21 protein-coding genes are annotated in these 26367 nt (G+C 75.4%); 10 read left to right on the top strand and 11 right to left on the bottom strand.

Translation table 11 applies throughout. The annotated features are described in order from the left end of the window. Positions 1–47 precede the first annotated feature (47 nt). The gene (locus tag ACIGW2_RS15275) at positions 48–1277 is read right to left on the bottom strand and encodes an exo-alpha-sialidase (RefSeq protein ID WP_399843912.1); all 1230 of its coding nucleotides are present in this window, start codon (positions 1275–1277) and stop codon (positions 48–50) included. A gap of 343 nt (positions 1278–1620) precedes the next feature. Continuing rightward, entirely contained in the window at positions 1621–2337 is a 717-nt protein-coding gene (locus ACIGW2_RS15270) for a TetR/AcrR family transcriptional regulator (RefSeq protein ID WP_391654884.1), read from the bottom strand. A 126-nt stretch (positions 2338–2463) separates the two neighbouring features. Here ACIGW2_RS15270 and ACIGW2_RS15265 point away from each other — a divergent pair, with 126 nt between their 5' ends. Beyond that, positions 2464–4098 carry an amidohydrolase gene (locus tag ACIGW2_RS15265; RefSeq protein WP_399843911.1) on the top strand — a complete coding sequence of 545 codons (1635 nt, stop codon included), beginning with the start codon at positions 2464–2466 and terminating at the stop codon, positions 4096–4098. 21 nt (positions 4099–4119) lie between these two features. On the opposite strand, the gene ACIGW2_RS15260 is transcribed toward ACIGW2_RS15265, so the two are convergent. Continuing rightward, complete coding sequence (locus ACIGW2_RS15260; RefSeq protein ID WP_399843909.1) at positions 4120–5391, bottom strand: LacI family DNA-binding transcriptional regulator; 1272 nt, start codon at positions 5389–5391, stop codon at positions 4120–4122. Between the two features lie 207 nt (positions 5392–5598). Between ACIGW2_RS15260 and ACIGW2_RS15255 the strand changes: the two genes are divergently transcribed. The 5 genes from ACIGW2_RS15255 to ACIGW2_RS15235 are packed head-to-tail and all read left to right on the top strand — an operon-like array spanning position 5599 to position 10879. Further along, positions 5599–7218, top strand: coding sequence for an ABC transporter substrate-binding protein (locus ACIGW2_RS15255; protein ID WP_391654887.1), 1620 nt, complete (start codon positions 5599–5601; stop codon positions 7216–7218). Beyond that, entirely contained in the window at positions 7218–8186 is a 969-nt protein-coding gene (locus tag ACIGW2_RS15250; protein ID WP_391654888.1) for an ABC transporter permease, read from the top strand. The genes ACIGW2_RS15255 and ACIGW2_RS15250 overlap by 1 nt, the downstream gene beginning before the upstream one ends. Further along, on the top strand, positions 8183–9076 hold the full coding sequence (locus ACIGW2_RS15245) for an ABC transporter permease (RefSeq protein ID WP_391654889.1): 894 nt from the start codon (positions 8183–8185) through the stop codon (positions 9074–9076). Before ACIGW2_RS15250 ends, ACIGW2_RS15245 begins: the two co-directional genes overlap by 4 nt. A 7-nt stretch (positions 9077–9083) precedes the next feature. Further along, on the top strand, positions 9084–10073 hold the full coding sequence (locus ACIGW2_RS15240) for an ABC transporter ATP-binding protein (RefSeq protein ID WP_391654890.1): 990 nt from the start codon (positions 9084–9086) through the stop codon (positions 10071–10073). After that, positions 10070–10879, top strand: a complete 810-nt coding sequence (locus tag ACIGW2_RS15235) for an ABC transporter ATP-binding protein (RefSeq protein WP_391654891.1) — start codon at positions 10070–10072, stop codon at positions 10877–10879. Before ACIGW2_RS15240 ends, ACIGW2_RS15235 begins: the two co-directional genes overlap by 4 nt. Before the next feature lie 2 nt (positions 10880–10881). Here ACIGW2_RS15235 and abc-f read toward each other — a convergent pair whose 3' ends face one another. From abc-f to ACIGW2_RS15220, 3 genes are all read right to left on the bottom strand, one after another. Beyond that, positions 10882–12525 carry a ribosomal protection-like ABC-F family protein gene (gene abc-f / locus ACIGW2_RS15230; protein ID WP_391654892.1) on the bottom strand — a complete coding sequence of 548 codons (1644 nt, stop codon included), beginning with the start codon at positions 12523–12525 and terminating at the stop codon, positions 10882–10884. Between the two features lie 205 nt (positions 12526–12730). Next, positions 12731–13564, bottom strand: coding sequence for an SGNH/GDSL hydrolase family protein (locus tag ACIGW2_RS15225; RefSeq protein WP_399844134.1), 834 nt, complete (start codon positions 13562–13564; stop codon positions 12731–12733). A gap of 62 nt (positions 13565–13626) precedes the next feature. Then, positions 13627–15582 (bottom strand): amino acid transporter, encoded by a 1956-nt coding sequence (locus tag ACIGW2_RS15220; RefSeq protein WP_399843905.1) that lies wholly within the window; start codon positions 15580–15582, stop codon positions 13627–13629. 378 nt (positions 15583–15960) lie between these two features. Here ACIGW2_RS15220 and ACIGW2_RS15215 point away from each other — a divergent pair, with 378 nt between their 5' ends. Together ACIGW2_RS15215 and ACIGW2_RS15210 are read left to right on the top strand one after the other, a co-directional pair. Next, positions 15961–16656 carry a VC0807 family protein gene (locus ACIGW2_RS15215; protein ID WP_399843903.1) on the top strand — a complete coding sequence of 232 codons (696 nt, stop codon included), beginning with the start codon at positions 15961–15963 and terminating at the stop codon, positions 16654–16656. 169 nt (positions 16657–16825) lie between these two features. Then, positions 16826–18910, top strand: coding sequence for a SpoIIE family protein phosphatase (locus ACIGW2_RS15210; protein WP_391654895.1), 2085 nt, complete (start codon positions 16826–16828; stop codon positions 18908–18910). A gap of 33 nt (positions 18911–18943) precedes the next feature. Here ACIGW2_RS15210 and ACIGW2_RS15205 read toward each other — a convergent pair whose 3' ends face one another. The 5 genes from ACIGW2_RS15205 to ACIGW2_RS15185 all read right to left on the bottom strand — a co-directional run bounded on the left by ACIGW2_RS15205 (position 18944) and on the right by ACIGW2_RS15185 (position 23349). After that, positions 18944–19396, bottom strand: coding sequence for an SRPBCC family protein (locus ACIGW2_RS15205; protein WP_391654896.1), 453 nt, complete (start codon positions 19394–19396; stop codon positions 18944–18946). A 67-nt stretch (positions 19397–19463) separates the two neighbouring features. Beyond that, entirely contained in the window at positions 19464–20090 is a 627-nt protein-coding gene (locus ACIGW2_RS15200) for a DinB family protein (RefSeq protein WP_391654897.1), read from the bottom strand. 92 nt (positions 20091–20182) lie between these two features. Further along, on the bottom strand, positions 20183–22129 hold the full coding sequence (locus ACIGW2_RS15195; protein ID WP_399843900.1) for an ABC transporter permease: 1947 nt from the start codon (positions 22127–22129) through the stop codon (positions 20183–20185). Positions 22130–22340: 211 nt separating this feature from the next. Further along, positions 22341–22739, bottom strand: coding sequence for a helix-turn-helix transcriptional regulator (locus ACIGW2_RS15190; RefSeq protein ID WP_361588489.1), 399 nt, complete (start codon positions 22737–22739; stop codon positions 22341–22343). Between the two features lie 136 nt (positions 22740–22875). Further along, on the bottom strand, positions 22876–23349 hold the full coding sequence (locus ACIGW2_RS15185) for an Lrp/AsnC family transcriptional regulator (RefSeq protein WP_356065039.1): 474 nt from the start codon (positions 23347–23349) through the stop codon (positions 22876–22878). Between the two features lie 309 nt (positions 23350–23658). On the opposite strand from ACIGW2_RS15185, the gene ACIGW2_RS15180 reads away from it, so the two are divergent. Then, on the top strand, positions 23659–25161 hold the full coding sequence (locus tag ACIGW2_RS15180; protein ID WP_399844132.1) for an FUSC family protein: 1503 nt from the start codon (positions 23659–23661) through the stop codon (positions 25159–25161). 127 nt (positions 25162–25288) lie between these two features. Beyond that, on the top strand, positions 25289–26350 hold the full coding sequence (locus tag ACIGW2_RS15175; protein WP_391654900.1) for a lactonase family protein: 1062 nt from the start codon (positions 25289–25291) through the stop codon (positions 26348–26350). Positions 26351–26367: the final 17 nt, after the last annotated feature.

The raw sequence follows: 26367 nt of genomic DNA, 5'->3' as shown, positions 1-26367 counted from the left end.
CGGCGGCCGGCTGCGCCGGTCTCCTCGCGCCCACCCTGCGCCGACCCTCACCGCTCCCGGGGGCTGAGCCGGTCCAGCGGGACGCGCCGGAAGGCGATCGACTCGTACGGGCCCCGCCGCCCCGTCTCGTACAGCACGCCGATCGTCTCCTCGTCCACCCGCACCAGGTCCGAGTAGGCGGCGGGCCGCGGGGACAGGGTGAGCGCCGGGGTCGCGGTGCGCCCGCCGTCGGTGCTGGTCCACAGGGTCGCGGCGGCGCGCCGGTCCGGCCGGGAGGGCGCCGAGAACAGCAGCAGCCCGGGCCGCCCGGGCACGGAGACGTACAGCAGGCTGCCCTGCACCACCGGGACGGTCGCGAGCGCGGGCTGCGGGGCGAAGGGGCGGTCCAGGCTCGCGCCGCCGTCGTGGGAGCGGGCGGCGGAGCGGTGGCCGGGGGCGGCGCCGAGCTGGTCGCGGGTGCTGAGGAAGAGGCTGCCGTCCGGCAGTTCGGCCGCGGTGGTCTCGTTGCTGTTGATCCACCCGTCGTACGTCGCGTCCGTGGCCCCGATCCGCCAGGTGCGGCCGCCGTCGTCGCTGAGCAGCGCGTGCGCGCCGTAGTGACGCGGCTCCCGGCCGGTGTCGGGGGAGCCGGGCGGCGGCGCGGCCGAGTGGTCGGCGGGGACGACGAGCCGGCCCGCGTGGCGGCCCTGGCCGAGGGCGAGGGCGTGGCCGGGACCGGTGGCGTACCAGCGCCAGTCGGGTCGCTTCACCGAGGCGGTGACGTCCCGGGGCGGCGAGAAGCTCCGCCCGTCGTCCGTGCTGCGCTGCACGTAGACCCGCCGCCCGTCGGCGGCGTCCACCAGCCCTTGGAGCACGGCGCTTTCGGTCGCCGTGCCCGCGTTGCCCGAGGAGAGCAGCACGACGTCACCGCTCGCCGGGTCGACCACGGGCGCCGGATTGCCCCGGGTGTCGCCGTGCCCGGCCGCGACCACGGACAGCGGCCCCCAGGTGCAGCCACCGTCGGCCGAGCGCCGCAGCACCAGGTCCACGGCCCCGGAGTCGCCCGCCCCGTGCAGCACCCGGCCCTCGGCGAAGGCGAGCAGCGTCCCGGCCGGGGTGTGCACCACCGCCGGAATCCGGTAGACCGCGTAGCCGCCGGACCCCGCGGTGTACGGCACCGAGCCCGCGCACCGCGCCGGCCCCGGCGGCCGGTCCGCCGCCCCGGCCGCCGCCGTCAGCACCAGCGCCGCCGCCACCCGTCCCCATCGCCCCCACTGCCCCCACTGCCCCCTGCGCATGCCGCCCACCGCATCCCGCCCCGGCGGCGCGGCCCCCAACGGCGGTGCACAGGAGGGGAGTCGGTCGGCGAAGACCGGGTGAACACCGCAGGGTCGGCGGGGTGCGGCTCAGCCGTCGAAGCCCAGGCCCGCGCGGTCCAGGGTGCGCAGCCACAGGTTGCGGCGGCCTTCCCGGGCGTCGGCCCGGGCCAGGGACTTCTGGTTGATGCCTCGATGAGCACGACGTCGGCGGGCGGGTCGCGTTCCTTGGCGATCAGCGCGGTCCACAGCCCGCTGTGGCCGCCGCCGACCACGAGCAGATCGCAGTCGGTGGGTCCGCCCGGCCCGCTGCGGCTGCCGCCCGCTACCCCCGCCCCGCCCGCAGCGCCTCCAGCCGTGCCCCCACCGCGTCCAGCATCAGCTCCAGCGCGAAGGGGTGGCCGCTGTCCCGCATGTCCGCGGCGAGCAGCGGGTAGGTCGCCGCGACGTTCGGGTGGGTCTCGGCCGACAGCTTGCCGTACGCCGCGTGCCAGACCTGCTCGTCGGCCGCGCGGGCCGGCTCCGGCAGGGCGAGCGCGGCCGCGTCGAGGGCGGCGAAGGCCAGCGCCTGGTCGACGAAGGCGTGGTAGATCCGCACCGCGTCGGCGTCCGGGAAGCCCGCCCGGCGCAGCACCCCGAGGATCGACTCGACCGCCCGGGTCTCGTGCTCGCGTCCCGTCGTGCGGTGCGCCGCGAGGGCCGCGACCTGCGGGTCGGCGAGGTAGGCGGCGTGGATGCGCGAGGCGATCTCGCGCAGGTCGGCCCGCCAGTCGCCGGTGGCCCGCCAGCCCGCCTGGGCCCGCCCGACCATCTCGTCGGCGAGGGCGAGCAGCAGGTCGTCGGTGTTGCGGAAGTAGCGGTAGAGCGCGCTGGGATCGCATCCCAGGGCGGCGCCCAGCCGCCGTACGGACAGCGCCTCCGCGCCGTGCTGGGCGACGAGCCGCAGCGCCGTCTCGACGATCACCCGCTCGGAGAGCACGGTGCCCTGCTTGGTGGGGCGGCGGCGCTGCCGCCGGTCCTCCGGAACCACACGTTCGGCCATGGCCGGACCCTATCGGCACCCGGCCTTATGACAACACCCTTGACGTGTGAACGGCGGCGGCTGTTCCATGGCGCCTCGCGCACCGGCCGCCCCGCGCCGGGCCCTCACCCCTCCAGGAGTACCCAGATGAGCACGGCCGACCTGGTCTTCACCGGTGGTCCCGTCTTCACCGGCGACCCGGCCCGCACCCGGGCAAGCTCGCTCGCCGTGACCGGCGAACGGATCGTCGCCGTCGGCCACGACGAGGTGCGCGAGCTCGTCGGACCCTCCACCGAAGTCGTCGACCTCACCGGCAAGTTGCTGGTCCCCGGCTTCCAGGACGCCCACGTCCACGCGGTGTTCGGCGGCGTGGAGCTCGCGCAGTGCGACCTCAGCGGCACCACCGGCGCCGACGAGTACCTCCGGATCGTCGCCGGCTACGCGGCCGCCCACCCCGATCTGGAATGGATCACCGGCGGCGGCTGGTCCATGGAGAGCTTCGCCGGCGGCCTGCCCACCCGGCAGCTGCTCGACTCCGTCGTCCCCGACCGCCCGGTCCTCCTGGTCAACCGCGACCACCACGGCTCCTGGGCCAACACCCGCGCCCTGGAACTCGCCGGGATCACCGCCGACACCCCCGACCCGGCCGACGGCCGGATCGAGCGGGACGCCTCCGGCCGGCCCACCGGCGTGCTCCAGGAAGGCGCGTCCGACCTGGTGTCCCGGCTCGTCCCGGCGAGCACCCCCGCCGACCGGGTCGCCGGCCTCCTGCGCGCCCAGGAGCTGCTGCACTCGCTCGGCATCACCGGCTGGCAGGACGCCCTGCTCGGCGAGTTCAGCGGCAAGCCCGACCCCTCCGACGCCTACCTCACCGCCGCCCAGGACGGCACCCTCACCGCCCGTGTGACCGGCGCCCTGTGGTGGGACCGCGGTCGTGGCGCCGAGCAGATCCCCGAACTCCTCGCCCTGCGCGAGAAGTCCCGGCACGGGCGCTTCCGGGCCGGCTCGGTGAAGATCATGCAGGACGGCATCGCGGAGAACTTCACCGCCGCCCTGACCAGCCCCTACCTCGACGGCTGCGGCTGCGCCACCGCCAACTCCGGGATGAGCTTCGTCGACCCGGCCGAGCTGCGCGCCCACGTCACCGCGCTCGACGCCCTCGACTTCCAGGTGCACTTCCACGCCCTCGGCGACCGCGCGGTCCGCGAGGCCCTGGACGCGATCGAGGCCGCCGTCGCGGCCAACGGGCGGCGCGGCAACCGGCACCACCTGGCCCACCTCCAGGTCGTCCACCCCGACGACATCGCCCGCTTCGCCCGGCTCGGCGCGCTCGCCAACATCCAGCCGCTGTGGGCCGCGCACGAACCGCAGATGGACGAGCTGACCATTCCCTTCCTCGGGCCCGAACGCGCCGCCTGGCAGTACCCCTTCGGCTCGCTGGTGCGCGCCGGCGCCACCCTGGTGGCGGGCAGCGACTGGCCGGTCAGCAGTCCCGACCCGCTCGCCGGCCTCCACGTCGCCGTCAACCGGGCGCTGCCCGGCGCCACCGACGGCCGGGTCTTCCTGCCCGAGCAGCGCATCGACCTCACCACCGCGCTCGGCGCCTACACGGCCGGGTCCGCCCACGTGAACGGCCACGACGACGCGGGCAGCCTGCGCCCCGGCCACCTGGCGGACCTGGTCGTCCTCGACCGGGACATCCTCAGCGGCCCGCCCGAGGAGATCGCCGACGCCCGCGTCGAGCAGACCTTCGTCGGCGGCGTCCGCGTCCACGGGGCCTGAGGCCGCGGCGTCATGAGGCTGTCACGACGAGGCCCGCACCCGGAGCCGGGCGGTGAGCAGCACGCCGGGGGGCGTGCTGCTCCCGCCCTCGGGACCCGCCCCGCCCCCGCCCCGGGCCGGCCCCTCCGGCCCCCGGTCCTCCCGTCCGTCCCCGCCCGGACCCTCGGGACCGCCCCCGCCCCGGGCCGGCCCCTCCGGCCCCCGGTCCTCCCGTCCGTCCCCGCCCGGCACGGCGGCCGCGCCCTCCCGGACGCTCCCGCCCGGCTGGGTGGCCCCGCCCTCCCGTGTCCCGCCCTCCCGTGCCCCGCCCTCCAGCGCCGCCACCAGCAGGGCCATCCCCTGCTCGGCGACCTCCTCCGGGCACAGGCTCAGCGTGGTGACCGGCGGGTCCGCGTGGGCGGCCGACTCGTCCTCGCTGACGCACACCACCCGGACGTCGCCGGGCACGCTCAGGCCGAGCCGGCGGGCCGCGTCCATGACGAGCGGTGGACTGGCCTCCGCGACGACGAACAGGCCGTCGGGGCGCGGCTCCTGGCCGAGGGACCGCTCGACGGCCCGCACGACGGGACCGTTGCCGGGCTCCGGGACGAGGGTCAGCCGCTCCTCGGCGCCGTGTTCGGCGCACCAGGCCCGGTACGCCGCGAGGACCTCCCGGTGGAAGCGGGTGCTGTTGTCGGGCAGCACCAGCGCGGTCCGCCGGGCGCCACCCGCCCGCAGGTGCTCCAGGCACTCCCGTACCGCCGCGTCCGTGTCCAGGTCGACCCAGTGCGCGCCCGGCCGGCCCGCCACCGAGGCGTCGCTGAAGACCGGGATCCGGGCCGCGAGGAGGTCCGCCACCAGCGGGTCGTCCGCGACGGGATCCGCCACGATCACCGCCTCCAGGGGCAGGTCGGCCCACTCCCGCTGGAGCGTCCCGGCGGGCAGCATCACCAGCGCGTAGCCGTGCCGCAGCGCCGCCGAGGCCGTCGCCCCGGTGAGCCGGGCGAAGTACGGCGAGTCGAGGTACGTCCAGGGCTCGCCGGCGAACTCGCCCACCACGTAGCCGATCAGCCGGGCCCGCCCGGCGCGCAGCTGGCGCGCCGTCGCGTTGGGCCGGTAGCCCATCCGGCGCGCGGTCTCGACCGCCTTCTCCCGCACGGCGGGGGAGAGACGCCCGGTGCCGTTGAGCGCGGCGGACACGGTGGTCTTGGACAGGCCCGCCTCGCGGGCGACGTCGACGAGCCGGACCCGGGGCGCGGCCGCCCCGCCGCGGCTCTCCCCGCCATGCCCGGCGGAGGGTTCACGTGTGCTCACGGTCCGATGCTGCCATCTCCCCGACCTGTGCAGAACCGTTCCCGCAAAGTCTCCGGAAAGGTCTTGGAAACCCTTGTGCGGGAACGTTCCCGCATCAATACTCGCTCCATTCCTCCCCCACGTACCGAAGCCCCACGTACCGAAGCCCCACGTACCGAAGCCCCCCGTCACCGCACCCTCACGACACCCGCAAAGGGGTGGGTCTCCTTGCGCACGCCCAGACTCCGTCTGCTCCTCGCCGCGCTCGCCGTCACCGTGACCGCCTGCTCCGGCGCCACGAAGCCCGCCGGACCCGGCGGCGACTTCGCCGTCACCCCGCTCTCGCCGCCGGCCAAGGGCCCGCTGCCCTCGTTCACCTGGTCGCTGTACGCCGAGCCGTACACCCTCGACTACGCCCAGGCCTTCGACTACCCGCCCAACACGGTCCTCGCCAACGTCTGCGAGCAGCTCCTGCGGGTCACCCCCGACCTGCGGATCGAGCCCGGCCTCGCCGTGAAGTGGGAGAACCCCGACCCGCTGGTCTGGGTCTACACCCTGCGGCCCGGCGTCACCTTCCACGACGGCACCGTGATGACCGCCGACGACGTCGTCGCCTCCCTGAACCGGCAGATGGACCCGGCCACCGGCTCCCCGTGGGGCTCCGCCTTCAAGAACGTCAAGGCCGTCGAGAAGACCGGGCCGCTCCAGGTCACCCTCCGCCTGACCAAGCCCGACGTCCTCCTCAACGAACTCCTGGCCGCCTCGCCCGGCACCATCGAGAGCGCCGCCTTCCTCGCCCGGGCCGGCAAGGACTACGGCGTGCCCGGCGGCAAGGTCAACTGCACCGGCCCCTACGCCCTGGACCAGTGGCGGCAGGGCGAGTCCATCACCCTGAAGAAGCACCCCGGCTACTGGGACCGGAAGCTCACGCCCAAGACCGACACCGTCCGCTTCACCTTCACCGAGGACCCCGCCGCCCGCACCAACGCCTTCCTGACCGGCACCGCCGACGGCGGCTACATGGTCCCCTCCTCCTCGCTTGCCCAGCTGCGGTCGAGCACCAAGGGCACGGTCCACTTCGGCCCCAACACCGCCGCCGCCAACCTCGCCGTCCTGAACTTCCACGGAACCCTCGGCGACCTCAAGGTCCGCAAGGCCCTCTCCCTCGCCCTGGACCGCGAGAACATCGTCAAGGCCGCCGCCGGCGGCGTCGGCGCCCCCGCCAAGGCCCCCGCCGCCCGCGGCGCCTGGGCCCTGCGCCCCGAGCGCACCGAGGGCTACTACAAGGAACTGCCCGAGCCGGTCCGCGACGTCGCCGCCGCCAAGGCCCTCGTCGAGGAGGCCGGCGCCACCGGCAAGCCCGTCACCCTCGTCACCAGCAGCCTCGCCCCCGAGATCAGCGTCGTCGCCAACGCCGTCCAGGCCGCCGGCCGCGAGATCGGCCTCGACGTGCGCCTCAAGTCCGTCGCCCCCGAGGCGTACAGCAGCATCTTCGTCGACCCGAACGCCCGCAAGGGCCTCGACCTCGTCATCACCAACGGCTACGACAACACGCCCGACCCGCTGGAGTTCTACCAGTACCTGCGCACCGGCGACTTCGGGAACTACGGCAACTGGTCCGACCCCGAGTACGACGCCGCCTTCGACCGGGCCGTCGCCGCCGCCGACCCCGGACCGCGCAGCGACCTCACCGACGAACTCCAGCGGATCGCCGTCCGCGAACTGCCGGTCATCCCGGTCTACGAGGCGCCCTACTCCGTCTTCCTCGGCAACCGGATCACCGGCGCCCCCACCGGCATCGCCCAGCTCTACTACCCCTGGGCCGCGACGATCGGCTCCGCACACTGATGAACGGCCTCACCCGCTACCTCCTCGGACGGCTCGCCGGCCTCCTCGGCGTCCTGCTCGTCACCTCCTTCGTGGTCTTCGCGAGCGTCCACCTCGCCCCCGGCGACCCCGTCTCCTTCCTGCTGCACGGCCGCCCCGCCACCCCCGAGACCGTGGCCGCCCTGCGCGCCGAGCACCACCTGGACGACCCGCTGGCCGTGCAGTACGCCCGCTGGCTCGGCGACGTCCTGCACGGCGACCTCGGCCGCTCCGCCCAGTACCACCAGGACGTCTCCGCCCTGATCGGCTCCCGGCTCACCGGCACCGCGCTGCTCGTCGGCTACGCGGCCGTGCTCGTCGCCCTCGGCGGCGTCACCGCGGGCGTGCTCGCCGCCCTGCGCCCCGGACTCGTCGACCGGCTCGTCCTGCTCGGCACCGGCGTCGCCACCGCCACCCCGTCCTTCGTCAGCGCCATCGCCCTGGTCTCGGTGTTCTCCGTGCAGCTCGGCTGGTTCCCCGGCCCCGGCGGCACGCCCACCGGCCTCGGCGACCGCCTGCACCACCTCACCCTGCCCGCCTTCGCCCTGGCCACCACCTTCGCCGGACTGCTCGCCCGGGTCACCCGCTCCGCGATGCTCGACGAACTCGGCCGCGAACACGTCGAGGTGGCCCGCGCCCGCGGCGTCGCCGGCCGCACCGTGGTCCGCCGGCACGTGCTGCGCAACAGCCTCGGCCCCGTCGTCACCGTCGGCGGCACCATGCTCGCCGGCCTCCTCGTCACCACCTCGGTCGTCGAGACCGCCTTCGACGTCCCCGGCCTCGGCTCCCTCCTCGTGCAGTCCGTCTCCGCCCAGGACTTCGCCGTCGTCCAGGCCGTCACCCTGCTCAGCGTCGCGGCCTTCGTCCTCGTCAACCTCGCCGTCGACCTCCTCGCCCCCCTCATCGACCCCCGGCTCAGCCTGCTCACCCACGGGGAAGGCCCCTCATGACCCTCACCGCACCCACCGGGGCCGCCGGCCCCGCGGCAGCCCTGAGCCGCCGCCCCGGCCTGCGCCGGCTGCGCGCCCTGGGCGGCCAGGGCCCGCTGTTCACCGCGGCCGTCCTGGTGCTCGCCGCCCTCGTCCTGGTCGCCGTCCTGGCCCCGCTGATCGCCCCGTACGACCCCGAGGCCATGGACCTGTCCGCCAGCCTCGTCGGCACCGGCGGCGACCACCTCCTCGGCACCGACCAGTCCGGCCGCGACATCCTGTCCCGGCTGCTGCACGGCGCCCGCACCGGACTCCTCGGCCCGCTCCTCGTCGTCGCCGTCTCCACCGTCCTCGGACTCGTCCTCGGCGTGGTCGCCGGCTGGCGCGGCGGCTGGGCCGACGCCCTGCTCTCCCGCTCCATGGACCTGGTCTTCGCCGTCCCCGGACTGCTCCTCGCGATCATGCTCGTCGCCGTCGTCGGCCCCGGCATGACCGCGCCCGTCGCCGCCATGGCCCTCGCCTACACCCCGTACGTCGGACGCCTGGTGCGCGGCATCGCCCGCCAGGAGAAGGCCCGCCCCTACATCGAGTCGTACGTCGTGCAGGGCTGGTCCGGCCGGACCATCTGCCTGCGCCACCTGCTGCCCAACATCGCGCCCACCGTGCTCGCCCAGTCCGCGATGAACTTCGGCTACGCGCTGATGGACCTGGCCGCCCTGTCCTTCCTCGGCTTCGGCGTCCAGCCGCCCACCGCCGACTGGGGCGCCATGATCAACGAAGGCCAGTCGGCGATCCAGCAGGGCGCGATGCTGCCCGCGCTCGCCCCGTCCTTCTGCATCGTCCTCGCCGTCGTGGCGTTCGGCATCGTCGGCGAGGGCCTCGCCGACCGGATCGCGAAGAGGGAGCGCTGACCCGGCCATGACCCAGCAGCACACCACCGGCGGCAACGTCCTGGAGATCGACCGCCTCACCCTCCGGCTCCCCGACGGGCGCGCCGCCCGCCCCCTCCTCGACGGCGTCAGCCTCACCGTCGCCCCCGGCGAGACCGTCGGCCTGGTCGGCGAGTCCGGCTCCGGCAAGTCCGTCGCCTGCCGCAGCGTCCTCGGCCTGCTGCCCGGCGCGGCCCGCGCCACCGGCGAGGTCCGGGTGGCCGGCCGCGACGTCCTCACCCTGGGCCGCGCCGACCTCGCCGCCCTGCGGGCCCGCGAGGTCGCCATGGTCTTCCAGGACCCGCGCGCCTCCGTCAACCCGCTGCGCCGCGTCGGCGACTTCGTCACCGAGGGCCTGCGCGCCACCGGCGTCCCGGCGGCCAGGGCCACCGCCCGCGCCGAGGAACTCCTCGCCGCCGTCGGCATCCGCGACCCGCGCGGCGCCCTGCGCCGCCGTCCGCACGAGTTCTCCGGCGGCATGCTCCAGCGCGTGGTCATCGCCGCCGCGCTCGCCGGCGACCCCGCCCTCCTCGTCGCCGACGAACCCACCACCGCCCTCGACGTCACCACCCAGGCCGAGATCATCGCGATCCTCACCCGCCTCCAGGCCGAACGCGGCACCGGGCTCCTCTTCGTCACCCACGACCTCGAACTCGCCGCCGCCCTCTGCGACCGGGTCTACGTGATGTACGCCGGACGCATCGTCGAGACCGGCCGCACCGGCGACCTCTTCGACCGGCCCCGCCACCCCTACACCGCGGGCCTGCTCTCCTGCACCCCGCGGCTCGACCCCGACGCGCCCGCGCCCCGGCCCGTCACCGGCCGCCCCGTCTCGGTCGCCGAGGCCCCGCCCGGCTGCGCCTTCGCCGCCCGCTGCCCGCACGCCCAGCCGCGCTGCACCGAGGAGGTGCCCGAACTCCGCCCATACGGCCCCGGGTTCGCCTCCTGTCACCGCGCCGACGAAGGGATCCCGCTGTGACCGCCCCCGGCCTCACCGTCCACGGACTGCGCAAGACCTACGGCGCCCACACCGCCGTCGACGACGTCTCCTTCGCCCTCGCCCCCGGCTCCTCCCTCGGCATCGTGGGCGAGTCGGGCAGCGGCAAGACCACCACCGTCCGCATGCTCGTCGGCCTGGAGCGCGCCGACGCCGGCACCGTCACCCTCGACGGCCGGGACCGCTCGGCCCGCCCGCGCGGCCGGGCCGAACGCCTCGCCCGGGCCCGCGAGATCCAGATGGTCTTCCAGGACCCCTATCTCTCGCTCGACCCGCGGGTCACGGTCGGCGGCTGCGTCGACGAGGTGCTGCGCCTGCACTTCCGGCTCGCCCCGGCCGCCCGCCGGGCCCGGGTCGCCGAACTCCTCGACCAGGTCGGCCTCGGCCCGCGCGAGGCCGCCGCCCTGCCCCGCGCCCTGTCCGGCGGCCAGCGCCAGCGCGTGGCCATCGCCCGCGCCCTGGCCGCCGAGCCAGGGGTGCTCGTCCTCGACGAGGCGGTCGCCGCGCTCGACGTCTCCATCCAGGCCCAGATCCTGGAACTGCTGGCCCGGATCCGCCGCGAGGCAGGCGTCGGCTACCTCTTCGTCACCCACGACCTCGGCGTCGTCCGCCACGTCACCGAGGAGATCGTGGTGCTCCGCCACGGCCGGATCGTCGAGTCCGGCCCCACCGGACGGGTGCTCGGCGCGCCCGAGCACCCCTACACCCGGCTGCTGCTCGACTCCGTGCCGCGCCGGGGCTGGGACCCGGCGCGGATCGCGGGACGGCGGACGGAGCCGGCCGGCTGAGCTCAGCCCGCGGGCACCACCGCCCGGCCCGCGCGCAGCTCGAGCCGCGCGCCGCCGAAGGAGGCGCGGAAGCGCTCGTCGTGCGAGACGGCCACGACCGGGCCGGGGAACCCGGCCAGGGCGGCCTCCAGCTCCTCCACGAGGGACAGCGCCAGGTGGTTGGTCGGCTCGTCGAGGACCAGCAGGTCGACCGGGCGGGTCACCAGCCGGGCCAGCTCCAGCCGCCGGCGCTGCCCGACCGACAGGGCCCGCACCGGCACGTGCAGGTCGTCCGCGCGGAACAGGCCGAGCGCGAGGAGCTCGTCCGCGTGCTCCTCGGGCAGCCCGGGGCGCCCCTCGGCGAAGGCGGCGAGCAGCGGCAGCGGCGGGGCGACGGCGGGCAGTTCCTGGGCCAGGTGCCCGATGCGGGACGGCAGCCGCACCGTGCCGCCGTCCGGGGCGAGTTCGCCCGCCAGCACCCGCAACAGGGTGGACTTCCCCGCCCCGTTGGGGCCCGAGACGAGCAGCCGCTGACCGGGCCCGAGCCGCAGCCCGTCCAGCGCGAGCCGGTCCCCGACCGTGACCCCGCTCAGCTCGACCTCCGCGTCCGCCTCCGCCCCCGTCTCCGTGGCGGCGCCTGCGAAGTGCGCCCGGAAGGACAGGGGTTCGGGCGGCGGGGCGACGGGGTGCGCGAGCAGTTCGGCGAGCCGGGTCCGGGCGGCCCTGACCCGTCCCGACAGCTTGTTCTCGCTGGACCGCCGGTGCTTGCCGAAGCCCTGCCCCGGGTCCCGTCCGGTCGCGGCGAGCCGCTGCCCGGCCGCGGCCACCAGCTGCTCGGTGCGGGCCACCTCTTCCCGCCACTCCTGGTGCTCCTGGGCCTGCCGCCGTCGGGCCGCCGCCCGTGCCGCGCGATAGCCGGCCCAGCCGTCCCCGTACCGCGTCACGGTCCGGGCGTCCCGGTCGACCTCCAAAATGCTCGTGGCGGTCGCCTCCAGGAAAGCCCGGTCGTGGGTGACGGCGACGACCGTCCCCCGGTGGGCCCGCAGCCGGTCCCGCAGCCAGCCGACGGCGGCACGGTCGAGGTGGTTGGTGGGTTCGTCGAGCAGCAGCAGCTCGGCTCCGGAGGACAGCACGCAGGCGAGGGCGAGCCGGGACTGCTCGCCGCCCGACAGGGTGCCGATCCGGCGTTCGTACGGGAGGTGTCCGAGGCCGAGGCCGTCGAGCGCGGCGGCCAGCCGGGCGTCGGCCCGATAGCCGCCCCGCTCCTCGAAGCGTTCGAGCAACTCTCCGTACGCCGCGAGCTGTTCGGCGTCGGCGTCGGCGAGGCTCCGCTCGGCCTCCCGCAATCGGGCTTCCAGCGAGCGGAGTTCGGCCAGGGCGGCGTCGAGGGCGTCGCGGACGGTGTGGCCGGGGCCGACGGCGAGGGTCTCGCCGAGCGTCTGGGCGAGCCGCGCGCTGCCGCCGGGGAAGCGCACGGTCACCTCCCCGGCCTCCGGGGCCTCGGCCCCGGCGATCAGACGCAGCAGGGTGGACTTGCCGGAGCCGTTCTCGCCGACGACGGCGACGCGTTCGCCGGGCCGGACGGAGAAGGAGACGTCCTGGAGGACCTGGCGGTCACCGTAGGACCGGGAGACGTGGAGCAGGGTGAGTTGGGCGCGATCGCGCATGGTGGGATTCCCTGGGTACGGGTTCGACTGATCCGGGCGGGGCGCCGTGACGGCGCGCGCGGACACAGGCGGCCTGCCGCCCGGCGCGACCAGCGCGCCGGCGGCTCACGCCGTGTCCCGGTCGGGGATCAGCGGAAGTAGTAGTACCCGTACGTGCGCATGCGGCCCACCGTAACAAAGCGCCCCGGTCCGCCGCCCGTGGTTTTCAGGGCGTACGGGCCGGGGTCACCGGGAGCAGCCGCGGGCGCTTGGCGGTGCGCCCGTCACCGGACGAGCGCCCGCGCAGCCGCCGGCCGAACCAGGGCCCGAGGAAGGTCGCGGCCCAGGCCAGCTCCGCGGCGACGGCCCGCGCGCCGGTCGCGGCCCGCACGCCGGTCGCGGGCCGGACGGCGGGCGGCGGCAGCGGCGCCCGCCAGCTGTCGTCGCTGCCGGGCAGGCCGAGGGCGTCGGCGAAGGCGGCGGCGATGCGGGCGTGGCCGAGCGGGGAGGCGTGCAGCCGGTCGCGGCTCCACAGCCGCGGGTCGGTCACGACCGGGTGGGCGGCCGTCTCCAGGACCGTGACGCCGTGCGCGCGGGCGGCCTCCCGGATGCGCGCGTTGAGCGCGCTGATCCGCGGCGCGACCGGGCGGGCCACCGGGATCAGCCGGCTGAGGTCGGGGAAGGTCAGGGTGGCGACCCGGGCGCCGCCGGCGCCGAGCGCTTCGAACATCGCCGCCAGGTGCCCCGCCACCTCGTCGGCGTCGAAGCGCGGCCGCAGCAGGTCGTTGACCCCGGCCACCACGGTGGCGAGATCGGGGGCCAGGGCGAGCGCCGGGCCGAGCTGCTCGGCCCGCACCTGACCGGCCAGCCGGCCGCGCACGGCGAGGTTGGCGTAGGTCAGCCCCGGGTTGGCCCCGGCGGCGAGTTCGGCGAGCCGGTCGGCCCAGCCGCGCAGACCGGTGGCGTCGTCGCCGTCCCCGACGCCCTCGGTCTGGCTGTCGCCGAGGGCGACGTACCGCAGATACCGGGTCCCGTCCGCCGTCGGCCGGGAGGAGGCCATGCCGGCAGACTCCGACTGCTCGCGCCGTTCATTATTCATATTGTTGAGTATATGGAGGCGGTTCAGCCGACGTGGACGCGCGGGCGGCGCTCCCGGTCCGGCTCGGCCTCGCGCAGGATCTCGCGGGTGGTGGGCGCGACCTCGCCCCGGCCGAAGAGGAAGAAGCGGAAGAAGTTGGCGAAGGGGTTGCCCTCGGTCCACTCGAAGTAGATGTGCGGGCGGACGCCGGTGAGGTCCCGGGCGTGCAGCAGCAGGGCGGCCAGCGCGTTGGGCACGGAGGAGCTCTCGACGGTCAGCACCCGGTAGCGGTCGTGCAGCACCTCGCCGCGGACCGTCAGCCCGGCCTCGAACTCGGACGGGTCGGTGACGGTGACCTCGATGAAGACGAAGTCCTGGGTGTCGGGGAGGTCGTTGTCGGCGCGGATCTGCTCGGTCTTGTCGCGGTACTCGGCCACGTCCCGTTCGTCCGGTTCGTTGGCGATGAACCGCGGGGTGCGTCGGGAGATGTCCTGGATGAAGCGTTCGGCCATGTCGTCGAGCTCGACGTGGGTGACGCGCAGCTCGAAGGCGCGGCCGAGGCGGGAGAGGAGCGAGACGAGGATGATGCCGGCGATGAAGCAGGCGCCGATCTTCACGCCGTCCGGGCGCTCGATGATGTTGACGACGGTGGTGTAGAGGAAGACGGCCGAGATGATTCCGAAGCCGATGGTCCAGCCGCGCTGGCCGGCCTTGCGGGCGGCGATGGTCACGGCGATGGCGGCCGAGCAGATCAGCACGAGGACACCGGTGGCGTAGGCGCCGCCCTGGGCGTCGACGTCCGCGTCGAAGATCCAGGTGACGAGGAAGGCGATCAGGGTGAAGACGATCACCATCGGGCGCACGGCGCGGGCCCAGTGCGGGGCCATGCCGTACTTGGGCAGGTAGCGGGGCATCAGGTTGAGCAGGCCGGCCATGGCCGAGGCACCGGCGAACCACAGGATGAGGATGGTCGAGACGTCGTAGACGGTGCCGAAGGTGTTGCCCAGGTACTCGTGGGCGAGGTAGGCGAGCGCGCGGCCGTTGGCGTCGCCGCCGGACTCGAACTCGTGCTGGGGGATGAGGACGGTGGTGATGAAGCTGGTCGTGATCAGGAAGACGCTCATGACGAGCGCGGCCGTGGTCAGCAGCTTCTTGGTGCCGCGGATCCGCCCGGTCGGCGCGGCCTCGGTGTCCGAAGGGTCGCCCTTGACGTGGGGCATCACGGCCACGCCGGTCTCGAAGCCGGAGAGGCCGAGCGCCAGCTTGGGGAAGACGAGCAGGGCGACGCCGACCATCGCGAAGATGTCGCCGTGCTCGGTGGTGAGCGCGGCCGTCCAGTCGGTGACCACGTGCCCCTCGGTCAGCACGTGCCACAGGCCGGTGACGACCACGACGACGTTCAGCCCGAGATAGACGCCGACGAGGGCGACGGCGACCCCGATGGCCTCCAGGAAGCCCTTGAGGAACACCGCGCCGAGCAGGGCGATGAGGGTCATCGTGATCAGCACCTGCTTGTCGTGCAGGGCCGATTCGAGGTGGGGGTTCTCCACCAGGTGGGTGGAGGCGTCCGCGGCGGAGAGCGTGATGGTGATGAGGAAGTCGGTCGCCGCGAAGCCGAGGAGGGTGAGGACGAAGAGCTTGCCCTTCCAGAAGGACAGCAGCCGCGAGAGCATCGCGATCGAGCCCTCGCCGTGCGGACTCTCCTCGGCCACCCGCCGGTAGACCGGCAGGGCGCCGGCCAGGGTGACGATCACCAGGACGATCGTGGCGACGGGGGAGAGCAGACCGGCGGCCAGGGCGGCGATGCCGGGCTGGTAGCCGAGGGTGGAGAAGTAGTCGACACCCGTCAGACACATCACCCGGTACCAGGGCTGGCCCTTGTGCCCGGCGTCCGCGGCCGGTTCCTCGGGCCGGGACGGCCGGCCCTTGCCCATGTCGGACAGGCCCTCCAGCATCCAGGCCCGGAGGCGGCCGGAACGGGTGGCGGAGGGTGTGGCCATCGGAGGACTCCTGCTGTCCAGTACGACGAAGGGGTGTTTTTCGGCCATCATCGGACGGCGGCCGGGTCAGCGTATGCAAGGAAGCCCCGCCGAACGGACCGCTGCGCGTATGGATACCGTCAAGATCCCCCCACCGGTCGTTGCCCTCGTCACACCCGGGCGGCGGGAGCACGGCACCGGCCGGGCGCGGGGGCGCCCGGCTCCCCGTGCGTCATGTGGTCGGTCTGAGTGACGGGCCGCACGGAAGGGCGGGATGCGGAGCGTGACGCTCCGGACCTCTTGAAGATCATTTGGGGCGACGTGCCTTGTGGGCGCCGTCGCCGCGGACCTACGGTGCCGGTTTGCCGCACCGGCCATGTTCATTTCAGGGGGAGAACCATGTCCGCAACGACCGCGCAACCGGGCCCGCCCGCCCGCTCCGGCGCCGCCACCGCCATCGGCTGGGCGCTCACCATCGGCCTCAACGTCCTGGCGCCGATCCTCACCTACGACGCGCTGACCGCCCAGGGCTGGAGCGAGTTCGGCGCACTGCTCGCCAGCGGCGCCTGGCCGGTGCTCGACACCGTCGTGCACCTGCTCTGGCACCGCAAGCTCGACGAGTTCGCGGTCGTCACGATCCTCTTCCTCGTCCTCACCGCCGTCGTCTCGCTGGTCGGCACCCACTCCACCCGCGCCCTGCTGGTCAAGGACTCCGCCGTCACCGGCCTGTTCGGCGTGCTCTGCCTCGCCACCCTCCTCGCGCCCCGGCCGCTGATGTTCTACTTCGGGCGCCGCTTCTCCACCGACGGCACCCCGGAGAGCCACGCGTGGTGGAACGGCCTGTGGCGGTTCGAGGGCTTCCGTACGGTGATGCGGAGGATGACGATCGTCTGGGGGCTCGCCTACCTGGCGGAGGCCGCCGCCCGGGTCGTCCTGTCGTACCTGCTCTCCGTCGGCGCCATGGTGGTCGTCAACCCGGTCCTGATCTACGGCACCCTCGGCCTCCTCGTGCTGTGGACCGTCCGCACCGCCCGGCGCTCCCGCGCCGAGGGCGCGGCCCGCGCGGCGGCGGCCGGCGCCGCGCCCGACGCCTGACCCGTGGGACCGCCCCGCCCGGCCCCGCCGCCCCCCCCGTCCGCGCGGGGCGGCGCCGGTGCGGGCGGCCGCATCGCGAAGCGCCCGCCCGTTATGTCTCATATAGGGTGATGCGATAGGAATCGCGGATTGCGCCCCTCGGGGCCCGGCCGATGCGTAGGTCGATGCGTTGGACACTCACCAGCCGCCGAGCAGGGTCCCGCAGCCGCCCCGGGCGGCCGTCGGGTACGCGGGCGTGCTCAACGACCTGCTTCCCATCGCGCTCTGGCGCGAGGACGCGAGCGGCCGCATCGTCGAATGGTCCCTGGCCGCCCAGGACCTCCTCGGCTACCGCCCCGAGGACGTCATCGGGCGCTTCGCCACACCCCTCCTGGTGCCCGACGCCAACCGCGAACTCGCCGACCGGCTCACCCGCCAGGTGCAGTCAGGCGAGACCGTCGTCGGCACCCTCCCGGTGCGCCACCGCGACGGCCACTCGGTCGCCATGGAGATGTGGATCGTGCCCGCCACCGACCCCGACGGCCGCCCGGGCGCGATGCTCATCGCCTTCGAGACCTCCCAGGTCCTGCGGATGCGCGACAGCCTCGCCGCCCTCGAATCGCTCTTCACCCAGTCGCCCATCGGCCTCGCCACCCTCGGCCCCGACCTGCGCTTCCTGCGCGTCAACGACGCCCTCGCCCGGATGAACGGCGTCCCCGCCGCCGACCACATCGGCCGCCGCCTCACGGAGGTCGTCCCCGGCATCAACGCCGGCGCCCTGGAGGCCCTGATGCGCCAGGTCCTCGACACCGGCACCGCCGTCGTCGACGCCCGCCGGGCCGGCCGGACCCCCGCCGACCCCGCGCACGACCACATCTGGTCCAACTCCTACGCGCCGCTCCTCGACCACGGCGGCCGCACGCTCGGGATCATCGCCTCCCTCATCGACATCACCGAGAGCCAGCAGGCCCACATCGAGGTCGAGCGCGCCCGCCACCGCTTCGCCCTGCTCGCCGAGGCCGGCGCCCGCATCGGCACGACGCTCGACCTGCGGCAGACCGCCGAGGAGGTGGTCGACTTCCTCGTCCCCCAGCTCGCCGACTCCGCCGACGTCCAGCTCCTCGAATCCGTCCTCGACCCCGACGAGTCCACCGCCGCCACCCGCGGCATCCTGCGCCGGCTCGCCGCCCGCTTCCCCGACCCCACCGCCCCGACCGCCCTCCTCGCGCCCGGCCAGACCTTCCAGATCCCGCTGGAATCGGTGTACGAGGAGGTCATCACCGAGGCCCGGCCGATGGACCTGCACGTCGCCGACATCCCCGCGCTCCTCCGCGACCCGCGCCTCGAAGCCCTCCGCCGCTACCTCGCCACCCGCATCGGCGCCGCCCGGCTGATCCCCCTCGTCGCCCGCGGCAAGGTGCTCGGCACCGTCTCCGTCACCCGGCTGCGCCACCGCGAACCCTTCGACGAGCAGGACCGGGTCCTGATGGACGAGGTCGTCGCCCGCGCCGCCACCAACATCGACAACGCCCGGCTCTACACCACCCAGCGCCACGCGGCCCGCACCCTCCAGCGCAGCCTCACCAACCACGCCCTGCCCGACGTCCCCGGCCTCGAACTCACCGGCCGCTACCTCCCCGCCAGCGACCACGACGTCGGCGGCGACTGGTTCGACGTGGTGCCGCTGCCCCACGGCCGCACCGCGCTGGTGATCGGCGACGTCATGGGCCACGGCATCCACGCCGCCGCCGTCATGGGCCAGCTCCGCACCGCCGTGCGCACCCTGGCCCGGCACGACATCCCGCCCGCCGAGATGCTGCGCTCCCTGGACGCCGTCGTCGACGACCTCGGCGAGGACGAGATGGCGACCTGTGTGTACGCGGTGTACGACCCCGCCGCCGCGCACTGGACGATCGCCCGGGCCGGCCACCCGCCGCCGGCCGCGGTCACCCCCGACGGCACCGTCACCTTCCTGGACGGCCCGCCCGGCACACCGCTCGGCACCGGCGCCCACTCCTTCGGCGCCGAGGAGGTGGCGCTGCCCGCGGGCGGCCTCCTGGTGCTCTACACCGACGGGCTCATCGAGACCCGGGACCGTGACCTCGACGACGGCATGGCCCGGGTCGCCGCCGCGCTGCGCGCCATGGACCACCCGCTGGACGCCCTGTGCGACAAGCTCCTGGCCGGCCTCCCCGAGGGCCCCGCGCAGGACGACGTGGCCGTCCTGCTGGCCCGTACCACCACGGCCGGGCCGCGGGGACCCGGCCGGGCGTGACAGACGGATGCAGGTGCGGGACGAGGCGGCCGGTCAGCCGGTGGTGCCGCGCTCCAGGATGCTCTTCAGGTGCTCCTCGTCGCGCGGCATCTCCTTGCGCGCGGCCGGCTTCACGACGAGCGGCACGAGCGCCTTGCCGATCCCGTGGCCCTCGAAGTCGAGGGAGATCGTGACGCGCGAGCGGGTGCCCTGGTCCAGTGGTTCGATCCGGCCCTGGACGTCACCGCGGACCGGGCCGTCCACTCCGTGCACGTGCCAGCTGCGGGGCGGGTCGAGCTCCATGACCTGCATGGTCGTCTCGAACTCCCGCTTGCCCATGCGCCGGGTCACGGCGACCCGTGAGCCGACCGCGCCGGGCGTGCCGCTGCGCGGCGTCACCTTGACCGCGCTGTCCTGCCAGTCGGGCAGGTGACCGGGATCGGTGATGTAGGCGAAGACCTCCTCGGGCGGGCGCGAGATGTCGACGGAGGCGTTGATCCTGGACATGTCGCCTCCTTCGCTTGCGAAGGGAGGATCCCTTCCATCGTCCCACGCGCCCCCGCCGCCCGCCGGGTCAGCCGCGGGCCCGGTAGAGGTCCCTGAGCAGGGCGATCTCCGCCCCGTGCGCCAGGAGTTCCTGGTTCATCCACCAGACGACGTCGACCATCGCCTCCTCCGGATCGCCGCCGTGCGGATAGCTGGAGTACCCGACGGTGTCCAGGTCCGCGTCGCTCAGCCCGAGCAGCATCCCGTGCCAGCCCGCCATCGACCGCTCCAGGTCCGCGACGGCCGAGGCCGCGTCACCGCGGCAGGGGACGTCGTCGCGGGTCAGCGTCCGCCCGCCCGCCGTGTGGTCGGTGCGCACCGTGAACATCTCCACGAGATGGGACAGCCGCCAGGCGATCGTCGTGAAGGGGGCGGGCACCGGATGCGGCGGGGGCGTCGTGTCCCGCCCCCACTCCCCGGTCCCGACCAGCACCGTGGCCCGCGCCCCCGGGCCGTCCGCCTTCCGGCGCACCGACCAGCAGTCCGCCACCGGCTCCCAGCGGTACTCCTCGTCCGTCAGCGGCGTCACCGGCACCTCGGTGCCGTTCCCGCTGTCCATCAGCGGCCCGCGGAGCCGGTTCAGGAGCCGGTCGCGGGTGAAGCGGAACTGCTCGACGAGGGGGACGAGCCGTGCGGGGAGTACGGGGTCGGACATGGCAGCGCTCCGGGGTCGGGGACGGGTGGACCGTCCCGGACGCTGCCACAGAACGCCCGTACGGGCCACGGGATTTCGGACTCCGTCGGGTCTCACAGGGTGACGACGGTGACCTCGGTCGCCTTCACGCCCGTCCACACCGGCGCACCGTCCGCGAGGGCCAGCTCGGCCGCCGCCTGCGGGGTGATCTCGGCGACCAGCGGCGGCACCCGGTCCGAGGTGACGAGCACGCGCAGCCGGCTGCCGCTCGCGGTGATCTCCCGCACGGTGCCGGGCCAGACGTTGCGCGGGCTGCCGCCCGGGCGCTCGCGGTGCACCGCCACCGCCTCGGGCGGGATGATCGCGAGCACCTCCGCGCCCGCCGGCACCGGATCGGCGGCGAGGAGCGTCCCGCCGCCGGACAGGTCCAGCCGCCCGCCGGCCCCGCTCGCCGTGGCCGGCCAGGCGTTGCGGCCCAGCATGCGCGCGACCCACGGCGAGCGCGGATGGCGCGACACCTCGGCGGGGGAGGCGTCCTGCAGGGCGCGCCCGTCCTCCAGGACGAGCACCCGGTCGGCCAGCGACACCGCCTCCACCGGATCGTGGGTGACGATCAGACAGACCCCGCCGAAGGCCGCCAGATGGCCGCGCAGGGTGTGCCGGACCTGGGCGCGGGTGGTCTGGTCGAGCGCCGCCAGCGGCTCGTCGAGCAGCAGCAGCCGGGGCCGGGCGGCCAGCGCCCGGGCCAGCGCGACCCGCTGCGCCTGCCCGCCGGACAACTCGGCGGGCCTGCGCCGCGCGAGGTGGCCGACGCCCAGCCGGTCCAACCAGGCCTGCGCGGCCCGGCGCGCCTCGGCGCGCGGCACGCCCCGCGCGCGCAGCCCGTACGCCGTGTTCGAGAGCGCCGACAGGTGCGGGAACAGCGCCCCGTCCTGCGGCACCCACGCGACCTGCCGGCGGTGCGGCGGAAGCGCGGTGACGTCGGTGTCCCCGAGGGTCAGCCGGGCGTGCGCCCGGGGCGTGAGCCCGAGCAGCGCCCGCAGCAGGGTGGTCTTGCCGGCCCCGTTGGGCCCGACGACGGCGATCGTCGTGCCCGGCTCGGCATCCAGGGTCAGCCGGTCGAAGCCGGTGACCTCGGCCCGCAGCGCCCAGCGCCCCCCGCCGTCCCCGGCCACCGCCTCGGGCCCCGGTGCCGGCTCCGTCGCCTTCGGCTCGGCGGGACCGCCGGAGCGCTCCTCGCCGGCCGGTACGGCGCGGCGCGCCCGGCGGCCGGGCGCGGGACGGCCCGTCCAGCGCCCGCGGAGGGCGATCAGCACGCCCATCGCGATCGCCAGGAGCAGCAGCGAGACCGAGGTGGCGGCCGCCGGCTCGTCCTGGAGCAGCAGGTACACCTCCAGCGGCAGGGTCTGGGTGGTGCCCGGCAGGTTCCCCGCGAAGGTGATGGTGGCGCCGAACTCGCCGAGCGCACGCGCCCAGGTGAGCGCCGCGCCCGCGAGCAGGCCCGGGGCGACCATGGGCAGCGTGACGGTGCGGAACACCCGCAGCGGCGAGGCGCCGAGCGAGGCCGCCGTCTCCTCGTACCGCGGCCGCAGCCCGCCCAGCGCGCCCTCCAGGCTGATGACCAGGAACGGCATCGACACGAAGGTCGCCGCGACCACGGCGCCGGAGGTGTGGAAGGGCAGGGTGACGCCGAAGGTGTCCTCCAGCCACGGCCCGAGCAGCCCGCGCCGCCCGAAGGCCAGCAGCAGCGCGACCCCGCCCACGGTGGGCGGCAGCACCATCGGCAGCAGCACCAGGGAGCGCACGAAGGCCTTGCCGGGGAACGGCACCCGGGCCAGCAGCCACGCCAGCGGCACCCCGAGCAGCAGCGAGAGCCCCAGGGCCCAGAAGGAGACGAGCAGCGAGAGCCTGAGCGCCTGCACCGTCGCGGCACCGGAGAGGTGGCTGCCGAGCTCGCTCCACTCGGTGCGCGCCAGGATGCCGACCAGCGGCAGCAGCAGGAACGCGATCGCGAGCAGGGCGGGGACCGCGAGGGCGATCGGGGTGCGGGATCGGTTCATCGCTCGTCCGTGGGGTGCTCGGGGCTCTGTCTGCGGGGCGCCGGGCGCGGTATGCGTGCTCGGTGCTCGGTGCTCGGTGCTCGGTGCTCGGTGCGCGTGCGCGGTGCGCGTGCTCGGTGTCCGGGGGAGCGGACGGAGCGGGGGCTGTCCGTCCCCCCGTGCACGGACAGCCCCCGCGGCGCGATGGCCCGGGGCGGGCCCGGGCGCCGGCTCAGGTCCGGTCGATGTGCACGCTGGTCGACTTGACCCGGGCGGTGGCCCGCATGCCGACTTCCAGGCCCAGCTCCTCCACCGCCTCCCGGGTCAGCAGCGAGACCAGCCGGTGCGGCCCCGCCTGGATCTCCACCTGGGCGGCGACGTCGCCGAGCTTGACGGCGGTCACGATGCCGGGGAAGGCGTTGCGGGCCGAGGTGTACGGCTCCTCCTCGTCCCCCGTGTCGCCGCCCTGGGCGAGCTCGACCGAGAACGCGGCCAGGTCGCGGCCGTCGATCAGCCGCCGGCCGCCCTCGTCGCGATGGGTGGCGACCCGGCCGGCGTCGGCCCAGCGGCGCGCGGTGTCCGGGCTGACGCCGAGCAGACGGGCCGCCTGCCCGATGGTGTAGGACTGCATGCGCGCCACCCTAGGCGCGCGGTCATCTCATCTGCAATCAGCTGTGGGCCATCCTCCTGGCACCTGCCAGAACCGCTGGAGGAAGCTCCAAGAGCCGGACGGCGTGTCCTCGGTACGGGCGCGGCCCGCGCGGCGGTCAGGAGCCGCCCCGGCCCATCGACTCCACCAGGGGCAGCAGCCGGTGCGGGACCCGCTCGCGCAGCGCGATCTCGGTGCGGGTGCGGACCACGCCCGGGAGCTGGATCAGGCGCTGGATCACGTCCTCCAGATGTCCCGCGTCGCGGGCCACCACCCGGGTCAGCAGGTCGCCGCCGCCGGTGATGGAGAAGGCCTCGACGATCTCCGGCACCCCCGCCAGCGCGTCCCCCACCTCGTCCAGGTGCCCCTGGGTGACCTCGATGTGCACGAAGGCGAGCACCGGGTGCCCGAGCGCCGCCGGGGACAGCACGGGCCCGGTGGCCGTGATCACGCCGTCCCGCTCCAGACGGTCGATGCGGGCCTGCACGGTGCCCCGGGCCACGCCGAGGATCCGCGCGTACTCGCGCACGCTGGTGCGCGGCTGCTCGATGAGCAGCCGCAGGACACGGGTGTCGAGCTCGTCCACCGCCATGGTCCGTTGGCCCCCTTCTGGTCGTGAGTTCCGTGCTCCGACTGTACCAATGGCCCATCTCGAAGGGAGTCGGTTGAGCCAGTGGGCCGACGGATGCTTTCCTTCCGGGAGAGAGTTGGACTGAGGGCGCCGCGCACGCGCCGGACCGGCGAGGTGGCCGGATCCCGGACCCGCGGCGCCTTCGTCATGTACAGGTCCGGGACGCCCCACGGCGTCCGTGATGTCCGAAGAGGGTGTGTGTACGACAGCGGGGGCGGAACGACCGTCATGAAGAAGGCCCTGACGGCCACCGGCAGACTCCTGCGCCACATGTGCGTGGCGCCCGACCCGGGCAGGGTCCGGCTGCGCGTCGCGAGCCGCGCCGTGCTCGGCGTCGGCCTCTCGGTGGCCGCCGCCGAACTGGCCGGCCTCTCCCTGACCGCCTCCATCACGGCGGGTCTCGCCGCGCTGCTCGCGCTCTTCACGGTCGCCGATCCCACCGTGCGCCGGCAGGTCGTCACCACCGCCCTGCTCCCGCTGGCCGGCTTCCCCGTGCTCGCCCTGGCCACCGTCCTGCACGGCACGCCGCCGCTGCGCGACCTCGCCTGGCTCCTGGTGGTCTTCGCCGGGGTGTACGCGCGGCGCTGGGGCCCGCGCGGCCACGCGCTCGGCATCTTCGCCTTCATGCAGTTCTTCGTCACCCAGTTCCTGCACGCCGTGCCCGCGCAGCTGCCGGAGCTCTACGGCGCGGTGCTGCTCGCCCTCGGCACGGCCGGCGCGGTCCGCTTCGTCCTGTGGTGCGTCGAGCGGCGCGTGCCGCCGCCCGCCGCGCCCGCGCCGCTGCCCGGCACCGGTCTGGCCCGGCCCACCACCCGGCAGGCCTTCCAGGCCACCGCCGCCTGCGCCGTCGCCCTCGGCGTCGGACAGCTGCTCTCCCAGGAGCGCTGGTACTGGGCCGTCGGCACCGCCTGGTGGATCTTCGTCAACACCGCCTCGCGCGGCGAGACCCTGGTCCGCGGCTTCCGCCGGGTCGTCGGCACCGTCACCGGCATCGCCGCCGGCCTGCTGGTGGCCATCCCGCTGGGCGGCGCCCCCGCCCCGACCGCCGTCCTCGTCGCCGTCTGCGTCTTCGGCATCTTCTACACGGCGCCCCTCTCGTACAGCTGGATGATGTTCTTCGTGACCGTCATGGCCGGTCTGCTGTACGGGCTCCTCGGCGTCCTGCACCCCGGGCTGCTGCTCCTCCGCTTCGAGGAGACCGCGGTCGGCGCGCTCGGCGCGGCCGTCGGCGTCGCCCTGCTGCCGGTCACCACCCACGCCGCCACCAACGCCTGGATCCAGCGCGCCGTCGCCTGCGTGCACGCCTGCACCACCGCCGCGGCCCGCCGCCTGGCCGGCGACCCCGACGCCGACCCGGCCGCCCACGCCGCCGAGCTCGACCTGCTGCTCGGCCGCGCCCGGCTCACCCTGGCCCCGCTGGTCCACCCGCTCAGCCCGCTGCGCGCCCGCAAGGCCCGCGCCCGCCACGTCCTGGAGCTGCTCGACGCCTGCGCCCGCGAGAGCCGCGGCCTCGCCGCCGTCGCCGCCGACCCGGACGCCTCCCACGACGCCCGGCTCGCGGCCGCCGCCTGGCGCGTCGAGGCCGCCGTCCACGCGCTGGTCCCGCAGGTCGCGCCGAAGCGCCCGCGGATCCCGGCGGAGCGCGCCCTGCCGGCCCACCACCCGGGCGCCGAGGCCGCCCTCGGTCACCTCCACGCCCTGGAGCACGCCCTGACCGCCCTGGCCACCCCGCTGCGCGCCGCGCCCGACTCGCCGCTGGTCCCGGCGGCCTGATCCCGGCGGCCCGGTCCCGACGGCCGGATCCCCGCGGATGGCCTCCTTTGGTCTAGACCGCCTGGTAGCGTCGCCGTCAACGGCCGGCCGGCCGCCCGTGGCCGGCCCCAGGGACAGGGGAGGCGCCGTGGACGGCGGTCAGGCGGAGCAGCGGGGCGCACGGCGCCCCGGACGGGCGTACATCGGTTCGTTCACCTCGGCCGGCGGGCACGGAGTGCTCGCCGCCGACGTGGACCCGGAGACCGGCGCCCTCGACATCACCGGATCGAGCGACGCGGTCACCGACCCGTCCTTCCTCGCCCTCGACGGCGACCTCCTCTACGCCGTCTCCGAGACCGAGCCCGGCGCCGCCGCGGCCTTCGACGTCAGCGGCCCCGCCCCGCGCCCGCTCGGCGCACCCGTCCCCGTGGACGCCGCGGGCCCCACCCACCTCGCGCTGGCCGACGGGCACGTCCTCACCGCCAACTACACCTCCGGCAGCGTCTCCGTGCTGCCCCGCGCCGCCGACGGCACCCTCCGGCCCGTCACCGGGCAGGTGCGCCACGAGGGCGGCGGGCCGGTCGCCGGCCGCCAGGAGGGCCCGCACGCGCACCAGGTGCTGCCCGACCCCAGCGGGCGCTGGGTGCTCGCCGTGGACCTCGGCACGGACTCCGTGACCGTCACCGCCCTCGACCCCGCCACGGGCACCCTCCGCCCGCACGGCGCCACCGCGCTGCGCCCCGGCACCGGGCCGCGGCACCTCGCCTTCCATCCGGACGGCGGCCACGCCTACGTCCTCAACGAGCTGGAACCCACCCTCACCGTGTGCCGCTGGGACCCCGCGGCGGGCGTGCTCACCCCGCTCGGCGAGACCCCCGTCGTGCCCGAGGGGACCGCGGGCGCCCGCTACCCCTCCGAGGTCGTGGTCGCCCCCGACGGGCGCTTCCTGTGGGCCGCCGTGCGCGGCGCCGACACGCTCGCCGTGCTCGCCCTCGCCGAGGACGGTGCGAGCGCCCGGCTGACCGCCTCCGTGCCCTGCGGCGGCCACTGGCCCCGCGACCTGACCCTCGCCCCCTCGGGGCGGCACCTCTACGCGGCGAACGAGCGCTCCGGCGACGTCACCTGGTTCACCCTGGACCCGGAGACCGGCCTGCCCGAGCGCACCGGCTCCGTCCCGGCCCCCGCCGCCTCCTGCGTCGTCCTCGGCTGACGACCGGCCCGAGGGCG

The sequence above is a fragment of the Streptomyces sp. NPDC053541 genome (genome assembly GCF_044544705.1).
Taxonomy (GTDB): Bacteria; Actinomycetota; Actinomycetes; order Streptomycetales; family Streptomycetaceae; genus Streptomyces.
Note: the sequence above shows the minus strand (reverse complement) of the source record. Positions and strands in the feature narration are given on the sequence as shown.